At 73.9% G+C, this 23042-nt stretch carries 22 protein-coding genes and 2 pseudogenes; 5 read left to right on the top strand and 19 right to left on the bottom strand.

All coding sequences use genetic code 11. The annotated features are described in order from the left end of the window. Window positions 1-681: a ribulose-phosphate 3-epimerase gene (gene rpe / locus EV384_RS16295; protein WP_130334360.1), complete on the bottom strand. Its 681-nt coding sequence runs from the start codon at window positions 679-681 to the stop codon at window positions 1-3. A gap of 259 nt (window positions 682-940) precedes the next feature. Here rpe and EV384_RS16290 point away from each other — a divergent pair, with 259 nt between their 5' ends. Both EV384_RS16290 and EV384_RS16285 read left to right on the top strand, forming a co-directional pair. After that, complete coding sequence (locus EV384_RS16290; protein WP_130334358.1) at window positions 941-1828, top strand: septum formation family protein; 888 nt, start codon at window positions 941-943, stop codon at window positions 1826-1828. An 86-nt stretch (window positions 1829-1914) separates the two neighbouring features. After that, window positions 1915-2805: a septum formation family protein gene (locus EV384_RS16285; protein WP_130334356.1), complete on the top strand. Its 891-nt coding sequence runs from the start codon at window positions 1915-1917 to the stop codon at window positions 2803-2805. Between the two features lie 52 nt (window positions 2806-2857). On the opposite strand, the gene EV384_RS16280 is transcribed toward EV384_RS16285, so the two are convergent. Next, window positions 2858-3907 carry an RNA-guided endonuclease InsQ/TnpB family protein gene (locus EV384_RS16280; protein ID WP_165439949.1) on the bottom strand — a complete coding sequence of 350 codons (1050 nt, stop codon included), beginning with the start codon at window positions 3905-3907 and terminating at the stop codon, window positions 2858-2860. A 487-nt stretch (window positions 3908-4394) separates the two neighbouring features. On the opposite strand from EV384_RS16280, the gene EV384_RS16275 reads away from it, so the two are divergent. Further along, window positions 4395-5486 (top strand): IS630 family transposase, encoded by a 1092-nt coding sequence (locus tag EV384_RS16275; protein ID WP_130334352.1) that lies wholly within the window; start codon window positions 4395-4397, stop codon window positions 5484-5486. On the opposite strand, the pseudogene EV384_RS16270 reads toward EV384_RS16275, so the two are convergent. The 7 genes and pseudogenes from EV384_RS16270 to EV384_RS16240 all read right to left on the bottom strand — a co-directional run. Beyond that, window positions 5487-5960: pseudogene (locus tag EV384_RS16270) on the bottom strand (aminopeptidase); the annotation flags it as partial. Then, a complete protein-coding gene (locus EV384_RS37260; RefSeq protein ID WP_207232338.1) occupies window positions 5924-6154 on the bottom strand; it encodes a helix-turn-helix domain-containing protein in 231 nt (76 codons plus the stop codon). The gene EV384_RS37260 and the pseudogene EV384_RS16270, both read right to left, overlap by 37 nt. 42 nt (window positions 6155-6196) lie before the next feature. Then, window positions 6197-7843: an RsmB/NOP family class I SAM-dependent RNA methyltransferase gene (locus EV384_RS16260; protein WP_242624085.1), complete on the bottom strand. Its 1647-nt coding sequence runs from the start codon at window positions 7841-7843 to the stop codon at window positions 6197-6199. Beyond that, window positions 7840-8766, bottom strand: coding sequence for a methionyl-tRNA formyltransferase (gene fmt, locus EV384_RS16255; protein WP_130334350.1), 927 nt, complete (start codon window positions 8764-8766; stop codon window positions 7840-7842). The genes EV384_RS16260 and fmt overlap by 4 nt, the downstream gene beginning before the upstream one ends. Before the next feature lie 7 nt (window positions 8767-8773). Continuing rightward, window positions 8774-9331: a peptide deformylase gene (def, locus tag EV384_RS16250; protein ID WP_130334348.1), complete on the bottom strand. Its 558-nt coding sequence runs from the start codon at window positions 9329-9331 to the stop codon at window positions 8774-8776. A gap of 45 nt (window positions 9332-9376) precedes the next feature. Continuing rightward, window positions 9377-10618, bottom strand: coding sequence for a cytochrome P450 (locus EV384_RS16245; RefSeq protein WP_423202959.1), 1242 nt, complete (start codon window positions 10616-10618; stop codon window positions 9377-9379). A gap of 61 nt (window positions 10619-10679) precedes the next feature. Then, window positions 10680-11540, bottom strand: coding sequence for a LysR family transcriptional regulator (locus EV384_RS16240; RefSeq protein WP_130334344.1), 861 nt, complete (start codon window positions 11538-11540; stop codon window positions 10680-10682). Between the two features lie 75 nt (window positions 11541-11615). On the opposite strand from EV384_RS16240, the pseudogene EV384_RS35990 reads away from it, so the two are divergent. Then, window positions 11616-11891 (top strand): annotated as a pseudogene (locus tag EV384_RS35990) (CTP synthase); the annotation flags it as partial. 190 nt (window positions 11892-12081) lie between these two features. Further along, entirely contained in the window at window positions 12082-12342 is a 261-nt protein-coding gene (locus tag EV384_RS35985) for a CTP synthase (RefSeq protein WP_242624084.1), read from the top strand. A 9-nt stretch (window positions 12343-12351) separates the two neighbouring features. Here EV384_RS35985 and EV384_RS16230 read toward each other — a convergent pair whose 3' ends face one another. The 10 genes from EV384_RS16230 to EV384_RS16185 all read right to left on the bottom strand — a co-directional run bounded on the left by EV384_RS16230 (window position 12352) and on the right by EV384_RS16185 (window position 23033). Beyond that, window positions 12352-13335 carry an AAA family ATPase gene (locus tag EV384_RS16230; RefSeq protein ID WP_130334342.1) on the bottom strand — a complete coding sequence of 328 codons (984 nt, stop codon included), beginning with the start codon at window positions 13333-13335 and terminating at the stop codon, window positions 12352-12354. Between the two features lie 256 nt (window positions 13336-13591). After that, on the bottom strand, window positions 13592-15607 hold the full coding sequence (locus tag EV384_RS16225; RefSeq protein WP_130334340.1) for a primosomal protein N': 2016 nt from the start codon (window positions 15605-15607) through the stop codon (window positions 13592-13594). Between the two features lie 59 nt (window positions 15608-15666). Then, window positions 15667-16857 carry a methionine adenosyltransferase gene (metK, locus tag EV384_RS16220; protein ID WP_130334338.1) on the bottom strand — a complete coding sequence of 397 codons (1191 nt, stop codon included), beginning with the start codon at window positions 16855-16857 and terminating at the stop codon, window positions 15667-15669. 99 nt (window positions 16858-16956) lie between these two features. Next, window positions 16957-18165 carry a bifunctional phosphopantothenoylcysteine decarboxylase/phosphopantothenate--cysteine ligase CoaBC gene (coaBC, locus tag EV384_RS16215; RefSeq protein WP_130334336.1) on the bottom strand — a complete coding sequence of 403 codons (1209 nt, stop codon included), beginning with the start codon at window positions 18163-18165 and terminating at the stop codon, window positions 16957-16959. A 14-nt stretch (window positions 18166-18179) separates the two neighbouring features. Further along, window positions 18180-18443, bottom strand: a complete 264-nt coding sequence (gene rpoZ, locus EV384_RS16210; protein WP_130334334.1) for a DNA-directed RNA polymerase subunit omega — start codon at window positions 18441-18443, stop codon at window positions 18180-18182. A 44-nt stretch (window positions 18444-18487) separates the two neighbouring features. Continuing rightward, the gene (locus EV384_RS16205; protein WP_130334332.1) at window positions 18488-19021 is read right to left on the bottom strand and encodes a nucleoside/nucleotide kinase family protein; all 534 of its coding nucleotides are present in this window, start codon (window positions 19019-19021) and stop codon (window positions 18488-18490) included. Window positions 19022-19046: 25 nt separating this feature from the next. Continuing rightward, window positions 19047-19364, bottom strand: a complete 318-nt coding sequence (gene mihF / locus EV384_RS16200) for an integration host factor, actinobacterial type (protein WP_130334330.1) — start codon at window positions 19362-19364, stop codon at window positions 19047-19049. Between the two features lie 179 nt (window positions 19365-19543). Then, window positions 19544-20380 (bottom strand): orotidine-5'-phosphate decarboxylase, encoded by an 837-nt coding sequence (pyrF, locus tag EV384_RS16195; protein WP_130334328.1) that lies wholly within the window; start codon window positions 20378-20380, stop codon window positions 19544-19546. 121 nt (window positions 20381-20501) lie between these two features. Continuing rightward, window positions 20502-21776 (bottom strand): adenosylmethionine--8-amino-7-oxononanoate transaminase, encoded by a 1275-nt coding sequence (locus EV384_RS16190; RefSeq protein WP_130334326.1) that lies wholly within the window; start codon window positions 21774-21776, stop codon window positions 20502-20504. A 216-nt stretch (window positions 21777-21992) separates the two neighbouring features. Beyond that, window positions 21993-23033: a quinone-dependent dihydroorotate dehydrogenase gene (locus EV384_RS16185; protein ID WP_130334324.1), complete on the bottom strand. Its 1041-nt coding sequence runs from the start codon at window positions 23031-23033 to the stop codon at window positions 21993-21995. Window positions 23034-23042 lie beyond the last annotated feature (9 nt).

Genomic DNA, 23042 nt, shown 5'->3' with positions numbered 1-23042 from the left:
TCAGGCCCCGGTGGCCGCGCGTTCCGCCAGGGCGCGCAGGCGGCGTACCGCCTCGGCGGGGTCGTCGGCGCCGTAGACGGCGGTGCCGGCGACGAAGGCGTCCGCGCCGGCGGCCGCCGCCTGCTCGATGGTGTCGGCGGCGATCCCGCCGTCGACCTCGATGCGCAGCTCCAGGTGACCGCTGTCGACGTGCCGCCGGGCGGCCCGCACCTTGTCGAGGAGCTGCGGGATGAACCGCTGACCGCCGAACCCGGCCTTGATCGTCATGATCAGCAGGGTGTCGAAGCTGGGCAGCAGGTCGAGGTACGGCTCGATCGGGGTGTCCCGGTCGATCGCCAGCCCCGCCTTCGCCCCGGCCGAGCGCAGGTCCTTCGCCAGGGCCACCGGGTCGTCGCACGCCTCGGCGTGGAACGTCACGTTGTACGCCCCGGCGTCGGCGTACCCGGGCGCCCAGCGGCGCGGGTCCTCGATCATGAGGTGCACGTCGAAGGGGAGCTCGGTCGCGGCGCGCAGGCTCTGCACCACCGGCAGGCCGATGGTCAGGTTCGGCACGAAGTGGTTGTCCATGACGTCCACGTGCAACCAGTCGGCGGCGTGCTCTATGGCGCGGACCTCGTCGGCGAGGCGGGCGAAATCGGCGGCCAGGATGCTGGGCGCGACGATGGGCGGCGGTACGGTCACGGGGCCAGTGTACGAACGCGGTCACCCGCCGCCTGCAGCACGGCACCAACCGGGACCCGCTGTGACCCAGCCGTGACCGGTGGTGCAGAATCGGCCCTCCCGGACCCGATTTCCCGGACGAAAAGCCAGTCGCGACTGGCCGATCGACGGAAACACCGCAACACTCCATCGGGGACGGTCACATCTGCCGCACGCCCGTTGGCGGGGAACGCCGCACGGGCCGCGGCGACCGGCTGCCATCTCCCGAAAGGGGCGGAGGATGCGACGGTGGCTCGTGGCGCTGGCGCTGGCCGGCACGGCGACGGCGGTCCTGAGCGGCTGCGTCCAGCCGCACCGGGCCGACGGCGACCTGACCGACGACTGGCCCGCCCTGCCGGCGCCCCAGTTGTTCTTGCCCGCCACGGACGCCTGCCTGCCCCGGGTCACCGCGGTCGTGCAGGCCGACACCTACGAGACGGTGGCCTGCGGGCGCAGCCACCTGGCCGAGGCCGTGCACATCGGCACCTTCACCGGGCCGGCGGCGGCCGACGCCCGCCCCGAACCGGGCTCCCCCGCGCTGCGGACCGCCCGGGCGGAATGCGACCAGCGGGCCCAGGAGGTGATCGGCGGGGACTGGCACTCCGCCCGGCTCACCATGAACATCGCGCTGCCCTCGGTGACCGCCTGGCTCGCCGGCGCCCGCTGGTACCGGTGCGACCTGGCCGAGACCGACAGCATCGACAACACCCGGCCGGTCAACCGGGTGGGCAGCCTGCGCGGCGCGATGGTCGGTGACAATCCGCTGGTCCACCGCTGCTTCGACCCCAAGCTGATCGGCGACAACCTGAACTACATGGCGCCGGTGCTCTGCACCGAACCGCACCGGGCCGAGTTCGTCGGCGTCTACGTGGAACGCGACATGAGCTGGGCGCAGTTCACCCGGTCCAGCCAGCTGGTGCACCGGCGCTGCAGGGCGCTCATCGCCGTCTTCGCCAACGTGCCGAACAACAGCGAGCTGCCGTACCGGGCCGGCTCGATCTTCTACCCGCCGTCCCAGCGGGAGTGGGAGGAGGGCGACCGGGGGGTGCGCTGTTTCCTGTGGAGCGACGACCGGAAGCTGACCCGCACGATGCGCGGCGTCGGTCCGCAGGGACTCCCCGTCACCTGAGCCCGATTGCCGTATGCTGCTGCGCCGTGGCGTACCGGCGGTGCCAGCCGGGTCGGCGCGACGACGGACGACGGGGAGGTCGGCGGATGCGACGATGGTGGACGGCGGTCGTCGTGACCGGGACGGCGGCGCTGGCGCTCACCGGCTGCGGCGCGCCGGCCGGGGTGGACCGGAACCTGGCCGACGACTGGCCGGACCTCGCGCCGGCGGAGGCCTTCGTGCCGGAGAACGAGGCCTGCCACCCCACGGTCCAGGACGTCGGCTACCTCAGCGGCTACAACCCGGTCGAGTGCACCGCCACGCACCGGGCGGAGACCCTGCACGTCGGCACGCTGACCGGGCCGAACGCCGAGCGGGGCGCTCCCCCGAAGGCCGGCTCGACCGGCGTACGGACGGCCCGCGCCGACTGCGACAAGCAGGTCAGCAAGGCGGTCGGCGCCGACTGGCGTTCCGGGCGGCTGTTGGTCTCCGTCATCTTCCCGTCGGCGCTGGCCTGGACGGGCGGCGCCCGCTGGTTCCGCTGCGACGTCTCCGAGGTGGCCGGCCTCGACGACAGCAGCATCACCCCGCGCAGCGCCTCGTTGCGCAACGCGCTGGCCCCGGGCTCCCCGCTCGCCTACGGCTGCTTCAACCCGAAGCTCGTCAAGGACGACATCGACCAGATGCGGCCGGTCGCCTGCACCGCCAAGCACCACGCCGAGTTCGTCGGCGTCTGGCAGGCGCCGGACATCAGCTACGACGAGTTCCAGCGCACCTCGCTGCGGGCGCACAAGGCGTGCCGGGGGCTGATCGCCAAGTACGTCAAGGTGCCGAACAACAGCGACATGCAGTACCGCGCCGGCACGGTCATCTACCACCCCTTCGAGCAGGAGTGGCAGGACGGCAACCACGGCGTGCAGTGCTTCCTCTGGGTCGACGACCGCACGTTGACCCGGTCGTTGAAGGGCGCCGGGACCAAGGGCCTGCCGGTCCAGTGAGCGGTGCGGGCCGTCGCCCGCCCCGCCCGGGTCCCGCCTAGTGCGGTGTCCACTAACGTTCACCGGGTTTGCGGTGGGTGTTGTGGATCCTCGCCTTGGGGGCGAGCGACTCCCCACCGGGTGGGGCGGGCCTCCGCGGGCCAACTGATCCTCGCGCCGCCCGGGGTGGGCGGCGGGGGTCACGTCGGGACTGGCCGGCGCCGGGGAGGTGCCGGCCGGCTCGACGGTGCGTGACCACCTGCGGCAGCACGACCGCTGCCGGGGTGGTGGATCCGCCGCCCGGAACACGGGTGGCGATGCTGGCCGCCGCGACCAGGTCACGGTGCCCGGAGAACGCGCAGTGCGGGCAGGACAACGTCCTGCCACGGGGTTTCGGTACCCGCCTTCGGCAGGCGGGGCAGGTGGAGGAGGTGCCGCGTTCGTCGACCAGCCGGACGGTGATCCCGGCGAGGGTGGCCTTGTCGGTGAGGACCTGCAGGAGCCGGCCGATCTGCCACTGCCGCAACCGCAGGTTGTGCCGCCGCCCGGTAGGGATGTCGAGCACCCCGCGGGGGTCACCGACGTGCAGGACACCGACCCGCTGCCGCACCGCCCACGAGACCACGCCGCGGGCGGCCTCGTGCTGGGCCTGACGGACCCTGCGCCGGTGCCGGCCCTCCACCAGGTGGGCCCGACGCCGGTACTGCCGCCACCGCCGCGACCCCTTCTCACCCGGCTTCGGCACCCGACGTGCCACAGCGCGGCGGCGGGCTTTGGTGTCGGCCAGGTGCATGCGGTGCTCGGCGCGGATCGCCCGCCCCGACACCAACAGTCCCTCCCCGTCCGGGCCGGCCACGGCGTACGGGTGGATGATCCCCAGATCCACCCCGCCCACCCGGGCCGGATCCGGTTGCTCACCGGGCGGGTAGACCGCCACCGGCACCTCAGCGGTCACGTCCAGGAACAGGCGGCCACCCTCACACAGCAGGGTGACCGACCGGACCTGCTCGACCGGATACGGCACGTCGCGCGCCAGGCGCACCCACAACGGCGACGTACCTTTCGCGGTCGGGATCCGGACCCAACGCCCGTCGAGGGTGAACGTGCCGTGGTACCAGCGCACCGGTACCAACCCCCGCCGGCGACGGGGAACCGGGCCGACAGGTCACCGTCCTTGCGGCGTTTCGCCGCCGCGAACCACGCATCGGAGAACCGGCGCAACACCGACCGGGCGCCGGTGGTGTCCAGTTCGGCGAACGTGCCCGGCCCGGATGCGGCCAACTCCCGGCACAGCTGTTGATAGGCGACCAGCGGCGCGTCGCGGCGGCGGTGGCACCACGCGTTGACCTCCAGCACACACGCCCACACGTCACCGGCCGAGCGCAGCAGCCCGAAACACCGCCGCCGCTGACCCGGCGTCACCCGCAACGCGACACGCGCGGTGGGATGCACCACCCGCGGAGCGGCGGGATCCCGACGGCGAGGCACGAACCGAAGCCAACACCAGCCCTACGACATTTCCCAACCCCGACCAACCCGGCCGACGTTTGTGGTCAGAGCACTAGTGTGGTGCGCCAGAAATTCGCCTGATAAGTGGGTATGGTGGTGGGATGCCGAGGACTGGGCGTCCCACCCCGCCGCTGACGTTGACTGATGAAGAACGTGCGACGTTGACCCGATGGTCGCGGCGGGCGAAGACGGCGCAGGTCCTCGCGATGCGTTCCCGGATCATTCTGTCCTGTGCCGATGGCGGCTCGAACACTGATGTGGCGGCGGCTGTGGGCGTTCATCTGTCCACGGTGGGCAAATGGCGTCGGCGATTTTTGAAGCTGCGCCTGGACGGAGTGATCGATGAGCCGCGACCGGGCCGTCCTGCGTCCATCGGTGTGGACCGGGTCGAAGAGGTCGTCGTCGCCACCTTGGAGCAGACGCCACGTAACGCCACCCACTGGTCGCGTACCTCCATGGCGGAGAGGTCCGGACTGTCGAAGTCCACCGTCGGGCGGATCTGGCGGGACTTCGGCCTCAAGCCGCATCTGGCCGACACGTTCAAGCTCTCCACGGATCCGCAGTTCATCGAGAAGGTCGTCGACGTGGTCGGGCTCTACCACAACCCGCCCGAACGGGCCGTGGTGCTCTGCGTGGATGAGAAGTCGCAGATCCAGGCCCTGGACCGGTCCCAGCCGGTGCTGCCGATGATGCCCGGCATGCCCGAACGGCGCACCCACGACTACGTCCGCAACGGCATCACCAGCCTGTTCGCCGCGTTCAACATCGCCGACGGCACCGTCATCGGCGAACTGCACCGCCAGCACCGCGCGACCGAGTTCAAGAAGTTCCTGGCCACGATCGACAAAGCCGTCCCAGCCGATCTGGACGTGCACCTGGTCTGCGACAACTACGGCACCCACAAGACCCCCGCCGTGCGGGCCTGGCTGGCCCGCCATCCCCGCTTCCACATGCACTTCACACCGACCGGTTCCTCCTGGATCAACCAGGTCGAACGCTGGTTCGGCTACCTCACAGAGCAGAAGATCCGCCGCGGCGCCCACAAGAGCGTTCACAGCCTGGAAGCCGACATCCGCACCTGGATCGCAGACTGGAACACCAACCCCAGGCCCTTCACCTGGACCAAAACCGCCGAGGAGATTCTCGAATCACTCGCACGATTTTGTAGGCGGATTTCTAGCGCAGCACACTAGCTAGCTGGCCTGCACCGTCACGTCGTCGACGACGAAGCTCGTCTGCAGCGACGAGTCCTCGACCCCGGTGAACTTCAGCGTGACGGTCTGGCCGGCGTACGCGGCCACGTTGAACGTGCGCTGCACGTAGCCGCTGCCGCCGTTGAGGTTCGAGTAGGTCGCCAGCGTGGTGGTGCCGACCTGGGCGGTCAGCCTGTCGTACGCCGTCGAGGTGGTGGTCTCGGCCGTGTCGATGTGCAGCCAAAAGGCCAGGGTGTAGCTGGCGCAGCCGGCCAGCACGGTCACCGACTGGGACAGCGTGTCGGTGTGGGTGCTGCCGTACCCGTCCAGCCAGGCCTTGTAGGAGCCGGTCCGGGCCGTCTGGCTGGTCGAGTTGGTGATCACGCCCGAGGTGGCGGTCCACGGCGTGGTGCCCGACTCGAAGTTGCTGTTGCCGATCAGCTGGCCGCCGGCGCCGCCCACCGTGAGCGTGTACTCGGTGTGCTGATGACGCTGTGGTGGTAGCCGACCCGCAGGGCCAGCTGCGCCTGGGTCAGGCCCGCCCGGCGCCGCCACACGCCAAGCTCACGGCCGAACCCGCCCCAGGGCGGCGCCTCCTCGGGGTCCATCGAGCCCGCCCGGACGACCCCGGGCGCCGGGTGCGCCCGCGGGTCGGGCGGTGCAGGCATACCCCACCGCATCCGAGCAGGTCAATGCGGTGCGTCGCGGGTTCAGCCCCGGCGCAGCACCGCCAGGAACATCGCGTCGGTGCCGTGCCGGTGCGGCCAGAGCTGCACCGTCGGCCCGTCGCCCAGCCCCGGCATGCCCGCCGGCAGCAGCGGCCGGGCGTCAACGAAGTCGACCGGCAGGCCGCAGCGGCGGGCGGCCTCGGTCACCGTCACGTGCGTCTCCACCGTGTGCGGTGAGCAGGTGACGTAGGCGACCACACCGCCCGGGCGGACGGCCCGCAGCGCCGCGGTGAGCAGCTCCCGCTGCAACCGGGTCAGCGGCGGCAGGTCGGACGGCTGGCGGCGCCAGCGGGACTCCGGCCGGCGGCGCAGCGAGCCCAGACCGGTGCAGGGGGCGTCGACCAGCACCCGGTCGAAGTGCCCCTCGGGCAGCGTCGGGTCGGCGCCGACCGTCCGGCCGTCGGTGGCGAGCACGGTCACCGGCAGCCCTCGGGTCGCCTGCTCGACCAGCCGGGCCCGGTGCTCGGCCACCTCCACCGCGGTGAGCCGGGCGCCCCGCTGCGCGGCGAGGGCGCCGAGCAGGCCGGCTTTGCCGCCCGGACCGGCGCAGAGGTCGAGCCAGCGGCCGTCCGGGCCGTCCAGCGGCGCGGCCACCAGGGCGTTCGCCACCAGCTGGGAGCCCTCGTCCTGGACGTGCGCCCGACCGTCGAGGACCGCCCGCAGCTCGCCCGGCGCGCCGCCGGAGAGGTAGACCGCGTACGGCGAGAAGGCGCCCGGGGCACCCCCCACCTCGTCGGCCAGCTCCACCGGATCGGCCAGGCCGGGCCGGGCGCACAGGTGCACCGGTGGTCGTTCGTTGTCCTCGATCAGCAGCCGTTCCGTCTCGCCGAGATCGCCGCCGAGTGCCTCGGCGAAGGCCCGGACGATCCACTGCGGGTGGCTGTACGCCAGCGCGAGGTGTCCGACCGGGTCGGTCTCCGTCGCCGGGGCGAGCTTCGCCACCCAGCCGTCGTGGTCCCGGGTGGTGATTTCCCGCAGCACCGCGTTGGCGAAGCCGGTGGCGCCCGGGACCACCGACCGCACCAGGTCGACGGTCGAGGAGACCGCCGCGTGCGCGGGCACCCGGGTGTGCAGGAGCTGGTACGCCCCGAGCCGCAGCGCGTCGCGTACCGGCGGGTCGATCCGCTGCACGTCGCGGCCGGCGGCGTCGGTGATGATCGCGTCGAGGGTGCCGGTCTGGCGCAGCGTGCCGTAGGTCAGCTCGGTGGCGAAGGCGGCGTCCCGACCGACCAGCCCCTCCTCCCGCAGCATCGCGGGCAGCACCAGGTTGGCGTACGCGTCGTCCCGGTGCACCGCCGCGATCGCCTGGTACGCGATCTGCCGCGGCACGTCGACGGCGGGCCGGACCGGCCGCCGGCCGGCGCCACGCCGGTCCGCGCCGAACTGGCCGCCGCGCGGGCGGTCCCCGCCCTGGCCCGCTCGCCCGCCGCGCGGGTACCGGTCGCCGCGCTCGGCCCCGAAGGACCGGCCCCGGTCCCCGGGCCGCTCGCCGCGGCCACCCTCGTCGGAGCGCGGACCGTCGGCACGGCCGAACCCGCCCCGCTCGCCGCCGGACGGCCGTCCGGTCGACGGGCCGCGTAGGCCCTCGTCGGAGTGGCGCTCACCCCGGGGCTCGGCCGGCCCGGTCACGCGAGCACCTCCCCGGCGGCGACCCGGGCGCCGCGCGCCCAGTCGCTCGCCGACATGGCCTTCTTGCCGGCCGCCCGCACCTCGCCGAGCAGCACCGGGACGGTGGCCGTACCGGCCAGCACCCGGGCCTTCTCCACCAGCAGCTCGCCGGGCTTCAGCTCGGGGCCGTTCGCCACCGGGACGACCGGGCCGAGCTTGACCCGCTCACCCCGGAAGGTCGTCCACGGGCCGGGGGCCGGCGTGCAGGCGCGGATCCGCCGGTCGACGGCGAAGGCCGGATCGCCCCAGCGCACCCGGGCGTCCTCGACGGTCAGCTTCGGGGCGAGGGACACCCTGTCGGCCGGCTGCGGCTCGGCCCGCGCGGTGCCGGCCTCGATCGCGTCGAGGACCGCCACCAGCAGGCCGGCGCCGGAGTGGGCGAGCCGCTCCAGCAGGTCGCCCGAGGTGTCCGCGGGACGGACCTCGTCGGTCAGCGTGCCGTACACCGGGCCGGTGTCCAGCCCCTGCTCGAGCTGGAAGACGCTGGCCCCGGTGAGCTCGTCGCCGTGCAGCACGGCGTGCTGCACCGGCGCCGCGCCCCGCCAGGCGGGCAGCAGCGAGAAGTGCAGGTTGATCCAGCCATGCCGGGGGATCTCCAGCGCGACCGGCGGGACCAGCGCGCCGTACGCGACCACCGGCACGCAGTCCGGCGCCAGCTCGCGGAGCCGGTCCAGGAACTCGGGCTCGCGGGGGCGGGCCGGGGTGAGCACCTCGACGCCGTGCGCGTCGGCCCAGGCGCCGACGGGCGAACGGACCAGGCCCCGGCCGCGACCGGCCGGCGCGTCGGGACGGGTGACCACGGCCAGCAGCTCGTGGCCGGACGCGGCGATGGCGTCCAGGGCGGGACCGGCGACGGCCGGAGTGCCGGCGAAGATCAGACGCACCGGCGACTCACCTACCCAGACCGAACGGATTGCTCAGATGCGGGCTGAGCTTGACCACCGGCGGGGCGGCCTGGTCGTACCACTCGGCCTGGCGGATCGCCTTCATGGCCTCCTTGCGCCCTTCGGGATCCAGCCGGTCGACGAAGAGCACCCCGTCGAGGTGGTCGGTCTCGTGCTGCACGCAGCGGGCCATCAGGCCGCTGCCCACGATCTGCATCGGGTCACCGAAGGCGCTGAACCCCTTGGCGATCACGTTCTGCCGGCGCTTGGTGTCGAAGTAGAGCCCGGGGATGGAGAGGCAGCCCTCCGGGCCGTCCTGTTCCTCCTCGTCGGGGAACTCCAGCACCGGGTTGACCAGGTGGCCGAGCACGTCGTCCACGTCGAAGGTGAACACCCGCAGGCCCACGCCGAGCTGGGGCGCGGCCAGACCGGCGCCGCTCTGCTCGCGCATCGTGTCGGTCAGGTCGGCGACGAGCTTGCGCAGCTCGGCGTCGAAGTCGACCACCGGATCGGCCGGCGTGCGCAGCACCGGATCCCCGAACAGACGGATGGGCTGAACGGTCACGCGGGGTGGCTCCTTCGACGGCGGGACGAATTCTGCAGTACCAGTCTACGGAGTGGCCCGGGCCGCCCCGGCCGGCGTACCGCGATCGGTGAGCGGGGACTCCTCACCCACGGTCACCGGCAGGGTGGCGTAGCCGCGCAGGGTCAGCCGGACCCGCCGCTCCGGCTCGCCGGCCAGGGCCAGCCCGGGCAGCCGGCTCAGCAGCAGCGGGAAGGCGACCTGCGCCTCCAGCCGGGCCAGCCCCGCCCCGAGGCAGTAGTGCGGGCCGGCGCCGAAGGAGAGCGGGTGGATCTGCGCCCGCCAGGGGTCGAACCGCCCCGGCTCCGGGTACCGGCGGGGGTCCCGGTTGGCGGCGCCGAGCATCACGATCAGCCAGCTGCCGGCGGGCAGGTCGAGCCCGCCGTAGCTGGCCGGGGCGGTGCTCATCCGGGAGGTGAGCTGGACCGGCGAGTCGTAGCGCAGCAGCTCGTCGACGTATGCGGCGGCGAACTCCGGGTGCCCGCGCAGCGCCTCGGCCGCGCGGGGGTGGCCGAGCAGCACCACGAGGCCGTTGCCGAGCAGGTTGGTGGTCGTCTCGAAGCCGGCCACCAGCAGCACCACCAGGTTGGCCAGCAGCTCGTCGCCGGAGAGCCGCTCGCCGTCGGCGTCGTGCACCTGCACCAGGGCGGTGGTCAGGTCGTCGGCCGGGGCGCGGCGGCGGGCCCGTACCAGCTCGGCGAAGTAGTCGCGCAGCTCGGTGGCGCCCCGGTCGGCGACGGCCAGCTCCTCGGGGGTGATCTCCGGCTCCAGCACGCCGGTCAGGTCGGCAGCCCAGCGCCGGAACAGCGGCCGGTCCGCCGCCGGCACGCCGAGCAGGGCGCAGATCACCCCGACCGGCAGCGGGTACGCGAAGTCGGCCATGAAGTCCACCGGCTCGCCGGCGTGCCCCCGGTCCCGCATCTCGTCGACCAGCTCGTCGGCCTGGGCGACCACCACGTCGCGCATCGCGGCGATCCGGCGCGGGGTGAAGGCGCCCGCCGCGAGCCGCCGCATCCGGCTGTGGTCCGGCGGGTTGGTGCGCAGCATCGACCGGGAGATCGACGCCACGGCCGGGCTCTCCCGCCAGCCGGGCAGGAACTGGTCGCGCAGGTCGTCATCCATCACCCCGAACCGGGGGTCGCGGAGGATCTCGTCGGCCTCGGCGTAGCCGGTGACCGCGTAGAAGACCGGCCCGGCCTGGACGACCGGACCGTGCGCCCGCAACCGCTCGTAGGTGGGATAGGGGTTCACCCGCCCCTGCGGGGACATCAGCAGCGCGAGGGCGTCGGCAGGATCCACGGTCAGCCTCCCGGGAGATAGGCGACCTTCATCATGCGCCCGTTGCGCCGATCCGGCGATCCCCCGCCGAACCTGCCGGCCGGATCAGCTCCACCCGGTGCACCAGCCGCGGCTCGCGCACGTCGACCCCGACCAGCTCGGCATGGGCCCGGACGGTCCCGGCGGGCAGCACCGCGAGGCCGTGGCCGGCGGCGACCGCGGCGAGCAGGCCGGCGACCTCGGTCCCGTCGTACCGGACGGCGGAACGGAACCCGTCCGTGCCGGTGGCGGCCCGCAGCTGCGGCAGCGGCGCCGCGACGTCGGGCGCGTCGATCCAGCGCGCGTCGGCCAGGTCCGCCAGGGCCAGGGCCGACCTGCCGGCCAGCGGGTGCGTCCGGGGCAGCGTCACGACGGCCGGCTCCTGCCCGTGCACCGACACCTCCGTCGGGCCGAGGTCGGTGACCGGCAGCGGGTCGTTCGGGGCGGTGAACCCGTCCAGCAGACCGAGGTCGAGGTCGTCGGTCGCGACCTGCCGCACCAGCTCGTTCCGCGCCGTGACCCGGAGCACCAGCCCGGCCGCTGCCTCGCCGGCCGCCAGGGTCGCCGCCGCCGGAACGGCCAGCGGCGTGGCGCCGACCCGCAGCCGACCGGGGCGCGGGGCGGCCAGCCGGGCCAGGTCGGTCCGGGCGGCGGCCAGCCTGAGCAGGATCGGCCCGGCATACGTCAGCAGCCGCTCCCCCGCGACGGTCGGCGCCACCGGCCGGCGGTCCAGCAGACGTGCGCCGAGGTCGGCCTCCAGCGCGGCGACGTGCTGGCTCACCGCCGACTGGGTGTAGCCGAGCTCCACGGCCGCCGCGGAGAACGACCGGAGGCGCGCCACGACGGTGAAGGTGCGCAGCAGGTGCGGGTCCATGTCGATAAGCCTTTCTGATCGCGGCAGCAGAGATCATCGTTGGACCTGATCCACCGCCGGGGCGAGGATGGTCGCATGACCGCTGCCCGCCTCGCCCTCGTCGCCGATCGCTCCCCCGCCGTCCGGTCGCATACCCGGGTGCCCGCCCTGCTGGCCGCGCTGCGCGAGCGCCACGGCATCGACCTCGACGCCTACTGGATCCCCACGGAGGAGGTGGCGGCGAGCCGGCTGGACGAGTTCGACGGGATCTGGCTGCTGCCGGGCAGCCCGTACCGCAGCGAGCAGGGCGCCCTCCGCGCGGTGCGCACCGCCCGCACCGGCGCCCTTCCCTTCCTGGCCACCTGCGGCGGCTTCCAGCACACCCTGCTGGAGTACGCCCGGGCGGTGTGCGGCCTGACCGGCGTCGCGCACGCCGAGAACACGCCCGGGGCGGAGGACCTGCTCATCGAGCCGCTCTCCTGCGCCCTGCGCGGACACGAGGGGGCGGTGCGCTTCACCGCCGGCTCACTGGCGCAGCGGGCGACCGGCGTCGAAACGCAGCGTGGAGCGGTACCAGTGCGGCTACGGCCTCAACCACCGCCACCTGGAGACTCTCGTCGCGCACGGCCTGCGTTTCACCGGGCGCGACGACGACGGCCAGGTACGGGTGGCCGAGCTGCCCGGACACCCGTTCTTTCTGGCCACCCTCTTCCAGCCCGAGCTGGCTGGCGACGGCGACGAGCCGCACCCGATGGTGCGGGCGTTCGCGTCGGCTGCCGCGGCCCGGGCGGACCGCCGCCACCCGGCCGCGCCGGTCCGGTAGGTCGCGCGCTCAGGCGCCGGTGCCCGGCTCCCCGGCCAGCACCGCGTCCCCGCCGAGCAGGGCGTGCTCGGGCAGCGGCAGCGCGATGCCGTGGGCGGCCTCCCAGTCGTGGATCATGCTGGGGCGGACCTGGGCGGCGAAGTAGTCGACCGCGCTCATCCCGCCGACCACCGGCTCCTCCACCTCGGCGACCAGCCGGGCCGGGACGAGGGGGAAGCCGCTCTGGACGGCGGCGCTGAGCCGGCGGTGCCCGTCGACGACGAAGAAGTACTCGCCGGTGTAGCCGATCCGCAGCGGTTCGAGGGCCTCGTCGCCGGCCCCGGCCACCTCGCCGACGAACTCGGAGTCCCAGAGCCCGCGCAGGGTGGTGATGTCCTCGGTCGGGTAGACCCGGGCCGGGTCGAGCAGCAGCAGCGGCGGGGCGTCGGCCAGCACGTCGGCGCCGAACCGGCCCTCGTACGCGTCGATGATGTGCGCGATCACCTGCTCCGGGGTGGCCCGGGTGGTGTCGCAGATCAGGTCGTAGTTGCGCAGCCGGGCCTTGTCGACGCCGTACCGGACGATGAACCGGCCGCGCTCGCTCTCGCTGCGCTCCCGGAGCTTGGCCTTCGCCTCCTCCAGCGAGGCGTAGCTCTCGGCCGGGCCGGACGGGCGGGCGAGCACCCGCCGGGCCGCCTCGGTCGGCTCGGTGATCATGTGCACCTTGAGCGCGTCGGTGAAGAAGTGCCAGGCCAGCCGGGAGTCCATCACCAGCGACTCGCCGGAGGCCGCGATGTCCCGCTGGAGCTGGTCGACGTAGCCGTCGACCGCCTGGTCCAGCTCGGCGTGCAGGTTGAGCTGGAGCGCGGTCATCTGCCGCTCCTGCGCCATCTGCCGGTAGAGGTCGCCGACGCTGACCCGGCGCAGCCCCAGCCGCTTGGCGATCTCGACGGAGACGGTGCTCTTGCCGCTGCCGAGGTCGCCGTTGAAGACGATCGATTGACGAACGGTCACGACTGGTCCACCCCTGCTCACCGGCTGATTGACATCATCGATTTGGCGTCGGATCGACGCGTTCCCGCCTTCGTCGCGCCATCCGTGCGCCCGGGCATGACGGGCGATGCTATCACGCAGCTACCACCCGTTTGCCGCACGCGTGGTCCGACGACCGGCCACAGGAGCCGCGCAGATTCACGGCAAGAGTAGCCATTCGACCCGGGATGGCCACTCGTTCCGTGAATATGGCTACTTGCCGGGCGTACGGCGGCGGTCAGAACAGGCTCAGCGGGTCTACCTGGAGGCGGACCGGATCGGCGGCCTTGCGGGCGCTGCGCTGCCCGGCGGCCGTGTGCAGCGCCTCGGCGAGGGCGGCGGCCCGGGCGCGCGGCACCCGCACCAGCATCCGCTCCCGGCCCTCGTCGGCGGGGACCGGGCCGAGCACCTCGGCGTCGTCCGGCAGCCGGGCCCCGGCGAGCAGGTCGGCCACCGCCTCGGCCGGGCCGGTGACGCTGGCCATCTTCACCGCCGGCGGGAAGCCCAGCTCCCGCCGCTCGGCCAGCTCCCGGGCGGCGAACCAGGCCGCGTCCCAGCGCAGCAGCGCCTGCACCGGCGCGAGGGCGCCGTCGGCGACCACCACCACCCGGCCGCCGGCCGCGCCCGGCCGGGCCAGGGCTGCGGCGGCCAGCCAGCGACGCAGCGCCTCCTCGCCGGCCCGCAGGTCGGCCCGGGTGAGCAGCGCCCACGAGTCGAGCAGCAGCACCGCCCCGTAGCCGCCCTCGGCGACCGGCTCCGCGCCGGGGGTGGCGATCACCAGGCCGGCCCCGGCGGGCACGGTGGTGAGCACCTCCTCCCGGCCCGAGGTGCGGACGGGCACCCCGGGGAAGGCGCGGCCCAGCTCCTCGGCGGTGCGCCGGGCGCCGGTGACGGAGGCGCGCAGCCGCCGCCCGCCGCACTCCGGGCAGGCGTACGCGGCGGCGACCCGGCCGCACCAGCGACAGGCGGGCGTCCCGGCGGCGGAGGGCAGCGCGAGCGGGCCGGCGCAGTGCGGGCAGCGGGCCGGGGTCCGGCAGTCGGCGCAGGCGACCGAGGGCAGGTAGCCGCGGCGGGGCACCTGCACCAGCACCGGGGCGTCGGCGCGCAGGGTGTCCCGGGCGGTGGTCCAGGCCAGGCTGGGCAGCCGGGCCGTCGCCGCGCCGGGGTCGCGGGCCAGCTGCGGGTCGTCGCCGGTCGGCGCGATCGCCGGGGTACGCGCCCGCACGGTCGTCCGGTCGGCGACCACCTCTCGGGCCCAGCCGGTCTCCACCAGCAGCTGCGCCTCGGCGGTCCGGGCGTACCCGCCGACCAGGGCCGCCGCCCCGCCGAGCTGGGCCCGGGTGAGCAGCACCTCCCGCGCGTGCGGGTACGGCGCCCGTTGCTCGGCGTGCAGGTCGTCGCCGTCGTCCCAGATCGCCACCAGGCCGAGCCGGTCCACCGGGGCGAACATCGCCGCGCGGGTGCCGATCACCACGGGCGCCTCGGCCCGCCGGGCGGCGAGGAAGGCGCGGTAGCGCCGGGCCGGTCCGAGCGCGGCGGAGAGACAGACGTGCCGGTCGGGCCCGAGCGTGCCGGTCAGCGCGGCGTCGAGCCGGTCCAGGTCCCGGGCGTCGGCCACCACGATCAGCGCGCCCCGGCCGCCGGCCACGGTGGCGGCGACGGCGTCGGCGTGCCGGGCGGCCCAGTCTTCCCCCGGCAGGGCCGACCAGACCGCGCGGGGCGCCCGCCCGTCGGTGAGCGCGCGGAGGAACGCCGGCCCGGCCGGGTAGTCCCGCCAGCCGCGCGGGTCGAGCGGTACCGCCTCGGCGGTCGGGCCGGCCGAGGCGGTGCCGGCGGGGACGACGGTTGCGCCGACCGGAGGGGTGCCGGTGCCGCCGGCGGTGCCGGCGGCCGGGCCGGCCGGGGCGGTGTCGGCCGGGGGCGGCGCGGCGCCGACGAGCTCCTTCTCGGCGCGGGCGTGCCGGGGCGGCACGGCGAGGCGGAGCACGTCGGCGAGACTGCCGGCGTACCGGTCGGCCACCGCCCGGGCCAGCCGGGCGATCTCCGGCGCGAGCACCGGCACCGGCGAGACGACCTTCTCCAGGTACGCCAGCCGGGGGTGGTCGGACTGCTCGACCCGCTCCAGCAGCCAGCCGTCGACCAGCTGGCCGGCGAAGCGCACCTTGACCCGGACGCCGGGGACCGCCTCGGCGTCCAGCTCGGCGGGGACCAGGTAGTCGAAGGGGCGGTCCAGGTGGGCCAGGGGCATGTCCACGCAGACACGAGCGACCGGCGACCCGGGTGCGGGTCGCCGGTCGCTGCGCCTGGTGCCGGTCAGGCTCCCGCAGCCGACTTGAGGTCGGCGGCCCGGTCGGTGCTCTCCCAGGTCAGGTCCGGCAGCTCACGGCCGAAGTGGCCGTACGCGGCGGTCTGCTGGTAGATCGGGCGGAGCAGGTTGAGGTCCCGGATGATCGCGGCCGGGCGCAGGTCGAAGACCTCGACGACGGCCTTCTCGATCGAGGCGACCGGCACGGTCTCGGTGCCGAAGGTCTCGATGAAGAGGCTGACCGGGTGGGCCTTGCCGATCGCGTACGCGACCTGCGCCTCGCAGCGCTCGGCCAGGCCGGCGGCGACCACGTTCTTGGCCACCCAGCGCATCGCGTACGCGGCGGAGCGGTCGACCTTGGACGGGTCCTTGCCGGAGAAGGCGCCGCCGCCGTGCCGGGCGTACCCGCCGTAGGTGTCGACGATGATCTTGCGGCCGGTCAGGCCGGCGTCACCCATCGGGCCGCCGATCTCGAACCGCCCGGTCGGATTCACCAGCAGCCGGTAGCCCTCGGTGTCCAGCTCGAGGCTCTCCAGCTCGGGGGCGATGACGTGCTCGCGCACGTCGGGGGTGAGCAGCGACTCCAGCGAGATGTCGGCGGCGTGCTGGCTGGAGACCACCACCGTGTCCAGCCGGACGGGGCGCAGCCCGTCGTACTCGATGGTGACCTGGGTCTTGCCGTCCGGGCGCAGGTAGGGGATGGTGCCGTCCTTGCGGACCGCGGAAAGCCGCCGGGCCAGCCGGTGCGCGAGCGCGATCGGCAACGGCATCAGCTCGGGCGTCTCCGAGCAGGCGAAGCCGAACATCATGCCCTGGTCACCGGCGCCCTGCGCGTCCAGCGCGCTCTCCGACGAGCCGGTACGCAGCTCGAAGGCGTTGTCGACGCCCTGGGCGATGTCCGGCGACTGGGCGCCGATGGAGACGCTGACGCCGCAGGAGGCGCCGTCGAAGCCCTTCTTCGACGAGTCGTAGCCGATCCCCAGGATGGTGTCCCGGACGATCGTCGGGATGTCGGCGTACGCCTTCGTGGTGACCTCACCCGCGACGTGCACCTGGCCGGTGGTGATCAGGGTCTCGACCGCGACCCGGCTGTGCGGGTCCTTGGCGAGCAGCGCGTCCAGGATGCCGTCGCTGATCTGGTCGGCGATCTTGTCCGGATGGCCTTCCGTGACCGATTCGGACGTGAAGAGACGTGTCACGGCACTCCTAAGCACTTGAAAACTCTTATACGGTCGCTCCGCGGCAGTTTAGTCACCGTGCCTCGAGGGTGACTCAGGGAATGCGGTGGTGACCAGTGTTCAGGACCGGTCGGCCAGCCGGGCCACGACGAGATCCCAGACGTCGTCGGCGAGGTCCTCCTTGGACCGCTCGGCAAGCCGGGCGACCGAGCCGTCCGCACCGATGACGGTCGCCGCGTTGGTCTCGGCGCCGAAGACCTTGTCCGGGCCGACCTCGTTGATGACGATGAGGTCCGCCCGCTTGCGGGCCAGCTTGGCCCGGCCGTTGGCCTCGGCGTCGCCGGTCTCGGCGGCGAACACCACCAGCACCTGTTCGGGTCGACGGCGACGGCCCAGCTCGGCGGCGATGTCCGGGTTCGTGACCAGGTCGATCGTCGGCGCGCTGCCGTCGTCCGCCTTCTTGATTTTGCCAGGCGCGTACGTCGCCGGACGGAAATCGGCGGGAGCGGCGGCCATCACCACGGCGTCCGCGCCGGCCGCGGCCTCCAGGGTCGCCTTGCGCAGCTCCTCGGTGGTGCCCACCCGGACCAGGTCGACGCCGGCCGGGTCGGCGAGCGAGACGTTCGCCGACACCAGGGTGACCCGGGCGCCCCGGGCGACCGCCGCGCGGGCGAAGGCGTACCCCTGCTTGCCGGAGGAGCGGTTGCCGAGGAACCGGACCGGGTCGAGTGGCTCGCGGGTGCCGCCGGCGGTGACCACCACGTGCCGGCCGGCCAGGTCGGCCGGGGCGGTGACGCCCCGGGCGAGGGCACGGCGGGCGACGGCGAAGATCTCCGCCGGGTCGGGCAGTCGGCCCTTGCCGGTGTCGGCGCCGGTGAGCCGGCCGACCGCGGGCTCGATCACCCGGACGCCCCGGGACCGCAGGGTCGCGACGTTCGCGACGGTGGCGGGGTGCTCCCACATCTCGGTGTGCATGGCCGGGGCGAGCAGGACCGGGCAGCGGGCGGTCAGCAGGGTGTTGCTCAGCAGGTCGTCGGCGAGCCCGTGGGCGGCCTTGGCGAGCAGGTCGGCCGTGGTCGGCGCGACCACCACCAGGTCGGCGTGCTGACCGAGGCGGACGTGCGGCACCTCGTGCACGTCGGACCAGACGTCGTCGGCGACCGGCCGCCCGGAGAGCGCGGCCCAGGTCGGCGCCCCGACGAAGCGGAGCGCCGACGCGGTCGGCACGACCCGGACGTGATGACCCGACTCGGTGAAGAGCCGGAGCAGCTCACACGCCTTGTAGGCGGCGATGCCACCGCCGACCCCGAGGACGATCTCGGCGGACATCGACGCGGGCGGGCTTACGGCTGGTCGGTCGGCTCGGCGGTGAGCAGGCCCGCGTTGATCTCGCGCATGGCGATCGAGAGCGGCTTCTCCTGCGGGGTGGTCTCCACGAGCGGACCGACGTACTCCAGCAGGCCCTCACCGAGCTGGCTGTAGTAGGCGTTGATCTGACGCGCGCGCTTGGCGGCGAAGATCACCAGCGCGTACTTCGAGGTCGTCTTCTCGAGGAGCTCGTCGATCGGCGGGTTGGTGATGCCTTCGGGGTTGGCGATGGATCCCACGAATTAACCTCTGCGTCTCTGCACCGCGCGAAAGCGGTGGTCTCTCAACCGCTCGGGCGCGGTTGGGCCGGAGCCAGGAAGGAAGAACCGAGCAAGCCTACCAGCTCGTCGGCCGCGCGCTCGGCACGGTCGTGCGTCACGGCATGGGAGAAGGTCGCCGCCAGGGCCGGGTCCGGCCGGTAGCCGGGCGGGGCGAGGAGCACCAGCTGCGCGTCCGGCGCCACGGCCCGGACAGCGAGCGCGCCGGGCAGGTCCAGCGGGAGCAGCACCGGCCGGCCGGCGGCCAGCCGGGAGCGGATCCCCGCGCGCGGGATACCGCGCCGGTACGGCCCGATCCGGCTCCACTCCAGCAGCTCGTCGCCGGCGATCATCCGCTCGAACGCGGCCGGGGCGAGGAAGAGCCGGTCCACGCCGTCCACCTCGCCCGCACCGGGCGGCCGGGTGGTGGCCGCCACGGGAACCCAGGCGGACGGGAAACGCGCCCGGACCAGCTCGACGACACTCTCCGTGCCGGCCCCGGAAGGTCCGGCCAGGACAGTGAGCCGAGCCGCCGGGCGCGCCTCGTCATCCGTGCTCACCGCTTGTTTCTACACGTTGCGGCGTTCAGTTGGCGGCGAACTCTCCAAGCAGAGCCTTGCGCTGCTGCTCGCCCAGGCCACGCAGTCGGCGGCTGTCGGCGATCTTGAGCTTCTCCATGATCTGGGTGGCCCGGATCTTGCCGATGCCCGGCATGGCCTGCAGGACGGCCGACACCTTCAGCTTGCCGACGACGTCGTTGGACTCGGCCTGCTCGAGGACCGTGGCGAGGTTGGTCTTGCCCTGCTTCAGGTCCTCCTTCAGCTTTGCACGGGCCTTGCGGATCTCCGCGGCCTTCTCCAGCGCGGCAGCGCGCTGCTCGGGGGTCAGTGACGGGAGCGGCACCAGTTCTCCTCAGGTCCCTATCGCGGCGGGCGGGGCGCACCGCCGCATCTGTGAAACGTGGTGTCGCTGGCAACCAAAGGGGTCCGTGGTTCCCAGCGCGGGGAAAACTAGCGGTCATCGGAGATTTCGGCAACGTGGACGCGCGAGGATCAGCGCAAAGTGACCGAGCCGTCAGTCAGTCAGGAGGTGGCCAGCGCGGCCCGGCAGTCGCCCAGAACCCGGTCCGCCGCAGCCCGCAGGCCGGCGATGTCCGGTCCCGCGTGCAGGACCTCGCGGGAGTACGAGGGCAGCACCGAGGGCAGGCTGGAGCCGAAGACGTTCCGCAGGTCGGCCGCCGTGCCACCCTGGGCGCCGAGCCCCGGCGCGAGCAGCGGACCGTTCACCGCCGAGAGGTCGTGACCGGTGTCGCCGATCGTCGCGCCGACCACCAGACCGAAGCTGCCGAGCGGCTCGGCACCCCTGTTGAGCTGGGAAATCTCGTCGATCACGGTCTGCGCGACGGTCCGCCCGTCGGCCGTGACGGCGCGCTGCACCGAGGTGCCCTCCGGGTTCGAGGTGAGCGCCAGGACGAAGACGCCACCGCCGTGCGCGGCGGCCAGCTCGAACATCGGCGCGAGGGATCCGACCCCGAGATAGGGGCTGGCCGTGATCGCGTCGACATACAGCGGGCTGGATGGATCAAGGTAGGCCGAGGCGTACGCGCTGACCGTCGAACCGATGTCGCCGCGCTTGACGTCGAGCAGAACGAGCGAGCCCGAATCCCGTAACTGTCGGATAGTTGACTCAAGAATTCCGACACCCCGGGCGCCGAACCGCTCAAAACAAGCCGACTGGGGCTTGACCACCGCAATCCGGTCACCCAACGCCTCGACCACAGTCCGGGCGAACCGGTCGAGCCCGGCGACGTCGTCGGACAGCCCCCAACGCGCCAGCAGGCCCGGATGCGGGTCGATCCCCACGCAGAGCGGTCCCCGTTCGGCCACGGCCCGGTGCAGGCGGACCCCGAAGCTCTCCATCGCGACTCTCCCTCTCCTCCGCGCGGCGCCGCGCCGCGGTGTCCTACGGCGGTGAACGCCGCCGCTCGTCGTGTTCGGGCGGCGTGGCGGACCATCGGCCCGCTCCCCCGGTACGCCTGCCTCAGCCGGCCTTGACCGCCGCCTCGACGCCGCTCACGATCCGCGCCACGTCGGCATCGTCGGTGACGTACGGCGGCATGGTGTAGACCAGGTCGCGGAACGGGCGCAGCCAGACGCCCTGCGCCACCGCGGCCGCGGTGGCCCGGGCCAGGTCCACCTCGTGGTCGAGCTGGACCACGCCGATCGCGCCCAGGATTCGCACGTCCGCCACCCCGGGCGCGTCGCGCAGCGGCTCCAGCCCGGCCCGCAGCCCGTCCTGGATCCTCGCCACCTGCCCGGCCCAGTCCCCGGCCCGCAGCAGGTCCAGCGAGGCGTTGGCGACCGCGCAGGCGAGCGGGTTGCCCATGAACGTGGGACCGTGCGCCAGCACCCCGCCCGCCGAGATGCCGCGGGCGATCTCGGGCGTGCAGAGCGCGGCGGCCAGGGTCAGGTAACCGCCGGTGAGCGCCTTGCCGACGCAGAGCACGTCCGGGGTGACGCCGGCGTGCTCGGCGGCGAACATCGTGCCGGTACGGCCGAGGCCGGTGGCGATCTCGTCGAAGATGAGCAGGACGCCGTGCGCCCGGGTCACCTCGCGCAGCAGCCGCAGGTAGTGCGGGTGGTGGAAGCGCATCCCGCCGGCGCCCTGGACCACCGGCTCCACGATCACCGCCGCCAGCTCGTCGGCGTGCCGCTCCACCGCGTCGACCAGGGCCTGCTCGTACGCCGGGTCCGGCGGGGTGTCGAAACCGCCCGGCGGCACCGGCGCGAAGACCTGCCGGGGCAGCACGTCCCCCCAGAGGTGGTGCATCCCGCCCTCCGGGTCGCACACGCTCATCGGATGGAAGGTGTCCCCGTGGTAGCCGCCCCGCCAGGTGCCCAGCCGGCGGCGTTCCGGCCGGCCGGTGGCCCGCTGGTACTGCAGGCACATCTTCACCGCCACCTCGACGCTGACCGAGCCGGAGTCGGCGAGGAAGACGTGTTCCAGGCCGTCGGGGGCCAGCTCGACCAGGGTGCTGGCCAGCCGGACCGCGGGCTCGTGGGTGAGCCCGCCGAACATCACGTGGCTCATCCGGCCGAGCTGGTCGGTGACCGCCGCGTCGAGCACGGGGTGGCGGTAGCCGTGGATCGCCGCCCACCACGACGACATCCCGTCGACGAGCTCCCGGCCGTCGGCCAGCCGCAGCCGTACGCCCTCCGCGCTCGCCACCACGTGGGGCGGGTTGGCCGGCGGCAGCGCCGCGTACGGGTGCCAGACGTGCCGGCGGTCGGCGGCCAGGATCTCCTCAGGCGTCACGGGCCCTCCTTCGTGTCCTCGCGCGGACTGGTGCGCACCCCGATGGCCGGCACGGGCGGACCGAGCCGCACGCCGGCGGGGCCGGACGGTGCTCCCGCGATCCCTTTGCTCTGCTGCAGCGACGGCAACACCGGGTGTCCGGATACCGGACGGCGGCCGTTGCGCCGGGGGCAGCAGAGCAAAGGGAGCGCCGAGGGGGCCTCTCCCGGCTCTGGTTCACCGGTGGCCGGCCGGGACCGCCGCCGCCCCGGCCGCCGCGCGGGCGGCCGCGCGGACCAGGGCCGGGCCACGGTAGATGAATCCGGTGTAGAGCTGGACGAGGCTCGCTCCGGCGTCGAACATCCGGGCCGCGTCGTCCGGGTCCAGGATGCCGCCGACGCCGATCACCGGCAGCCGGCCGCCGGTCTCCCGGTGCACGAAGGCGACCACCTCGCGGGCGCGTCCGGCCAGCGGACGGCCGGAGAGGCCGCCGCTCTCCGCGCCGCGCTCCCGGTCGGCCGGGGCGAGCCCGTCGCGGGCCAGCGTCGTGTTGGTGGCGATCACCCCGGCCGCGCCCCGGTCCAGGCAGACCTCCAGCAGCTCGGCGATCGCCGGCTCGGTGAGGTCCGGGGCGATCTTCACCAGCACCGGCTTCTCCCCCACCAGCGCCGCGAGCAGCGCGTCCAGGTGGGACTTGTCCTGGAGGGACCGTAGCCCCGGGGTGTTCGGCGAGGAGACGTTGACGGCGAAGTAGTCGCCGTGCCCCTGCAGCGCCCGGTAGGAGGCCAGGTAGTCCTCGACGGCCTCGTCCAGCGGGGTCACCTTGGACTTGCCGAGGGAGATGCCCAGCGGTACGCCGATCGGGCGGGGCAGCGCCGCCAGCCGGTCGGCCAGGGCCGCGGCGCCGGCGTTGTTGAACCCCATCCGGTTCACCACGGCCTCGCTGTCCCGCAGCCGGAACAGCCGGGGCCGGGGGTTGCCCGGCTGGGCGTGCGCGGTGACCGTGCCGACCTCGACGAAGCCGAAGCCGAGCGCCGGCCAGGCCGGCAGCGCCACCCCGTTCTTGTCCATCCCCGCGGCCAACCCGACCGGGTTCGGGAACTCCACCCCGAACAACGTCCGCGGCGCCCGCCGGAGGTAGCGGGCCCGCAGCGCGGCGAGCGCCGCCGGCCGCCGGGACACCGCGGCCAGTCGCCGCAACGTCCACTCGTGCGCCGCCTCGGCGTCCCCACCCCCCACCCGGAACAGCCCCGGCCGCACGACCTTCTCAAAGATCACGCGCGGCCT

This window comes from Micromonospora kangleipakensis (assembly GCF_004217615.1).
In the GTDB taxonomy this organism is placed as follows: domain Bacteria; phylum Actinomycetota; class Actinomycetes; order Mycobacteriales; family Micromonosporaceae; genus Micromonospora; species Micromonospora kangleipakensis.
The sequence above is the reverse complement of the archived record's forward strand: the minus strand, read 5'-3'. Positions and strand labels throughout refer to the sequence as shown.

Bases quoted from the DNA above. Each gene is read 5' to 3' on its own strand.
- EV384_RS16285 (WP_130334356.1), top strand. From the start codon at position 1,915: ATGCGACGATGGTGGACGGCGGTCGTCGTGACCGGGACGGCGGCGCTG.
- EV384_RS16290 (WP_130334358.1), top strand. From the start codon at position 941: ATGCGACGGTGGCTCGTGGCGCTGGCGCTGGCCGGCACGGCGACGGCG.
- pyrF (WP_130334328.1), bottom strand. From the start codon at position 20,380: ATGGAGAGCTTCGGGGTCCGCCTGCACCGGGCCGTGGCCGAACGGGGA.
- coaBC (WP_130334336.1), bottom strand. From the start codon at position 18,165: ATGTCCGCCGAGATCGTCCTCGGGGTCGGCGGTGGCATCGCCGCCTAC.
- EV384_RS16240 (WP_130334344.1), bottom strand. From the start codon at position 11,540: ATGGACCCGCACCTGCTGCGCACCTTCACCGTCGTGGCGCGCCTCCGG.
- EV384_RS37260 (WP_207232338.1), bottom strand. From the start codon at position 6,154: ATGCCTGCACCGCCCGACCCGCGGGCGCACCCGGCGCCCGGGGTCGTC.
- EV384_RS16275 (WP_130334352.1), top strand. From the start codon at position 4,395: ATGCCGAGGACTGGGCGTCCCACCCCGCCGCTGACGTTGACTGATGAA.
- EV384_RS16245 (WP_423202959.1), bottom strand. From the start codon at position 10,618: ATGTCCCCGCAGGGGCGGGTGAACCCCTATCCCACCTACGAGCGGTTG.